The organism is Mycobacterium sp. E3198 (assembly GCF_001667015.1).
Lineage (GTDB): Bacteria > Actinomycetota > Actinomycetes > Mycobacteriales > Mycobacteriaceae > Mycobacterium.
On record NZ_LZIS01000057.1, the window covers coordinates 1 to 985 of the forward strand.

A 985-nucleotide genomic window follows, 5' to 3' on the forward strand; every position below is an offset into this window, starting at 1 on the left:
ACCAGCTCGGACTCGCCGAGAACCACTGCGCCTGCCACGAGGCGAGCCGTCGACTCGCTGACGATCACCCCGCCCGGTGGCGCGACGGACTCCATCCGCTGTGCCATCCCGACCTGCTCCCCGATGGCGGTGTAACCGAAAGCGGCGGAGCCGATCTCGCCGGCGATGACCTCCCCCGAGTTCAGGCCGATTCGGATTTGCAGGTCAACGCCGTCACGCCGATGCACCTCGGCGGCAAGGTCCTTGGTGACCGAATGGATCTCTAGCGCCGAAATGCAGGCACGCACCGCGTGATCCTCCAGCGCCACCGGGGCCCCGAACACCGCCATGATCCCGTCACCGGTGAACTTGTCCACCGTGCCGCCATAGCGCCGCACGACCGCCCCCGCGACCGTGACCAGCTCGGTCATGATCTCTTGAAGGCGTTCCGCATCGAGCGCAGCCGCCAGCTTCATCGAGCCGACGACGTCGGCGAACAGGACCGTCACTTGTTTGTGTTCGCCGCTGGCCGTTCTGGGTGTGACGGGCGAGCCGCAGGCATCGCAGAAACGGGCCTTGGGCCGCAGGTCGTTGCCGCACAGCCCACACCGGCCGGTGGCCTCGCTGCCCGGGCTAACCATCCACCGATCTCCTGCACCGTCAAAATTTCCCCCCATAATCACCCATGCCGCCGCCCGGCGACACTTATCCGCAAAACCGGGTTCCGATTGCCCTATCCTTGGCCGATGACGGCCGCGGTGACCTGCGCGAGGTGTGACGCGGAGCTGCGCCCGACCGCGAAATTCTGCGACGAGTGCGGATCTTCAGTGTCGCCCACCCGGGCGGAATACAAGCAGGTCACCGTGTTGTTTGCCGACGTCGTGCATTCGATGGACATCGCCGCGGCGGTGGGCCCGGAGCGGTTGCGCGAGATCATGACCGAGCTGGTCACGGTCGCGGGGGCGGTCGTGCGGCGCTATGGCGGCACGGTGGACAAGTTCACCGG

2 protein-coding genes are annotated in these 985 nt (G+C 66.9%); one reads left to right on the top strand and one right to left on the bottom strand.

Annotated features, from left to right (window positions below; translation table 11 throughout):
• A partial coding sequence (locus tag A5673_RS06890; RefSeq protein WP_304442558.1) for an adenylate/guanylate cyclase domain-containing protein occupies nucleotides 1-620 on the bottom strand: 620 nt, incomplete at its 3' end.
• A gap of 105 nt (nucleotides 621-725) precedes the next feature.
• On the opposite strand from A5673_RS06890, the gene A5673_RS06895 reads away from it, so the two are divergent.
• Nucleotides 726-985 (top strand): zinc-ribbon domain-containing protein (locus tag A5673_RS06895; protein WP_197518312.1); only part of this gene is annotated, 260 nt, incomplete at its 3' end.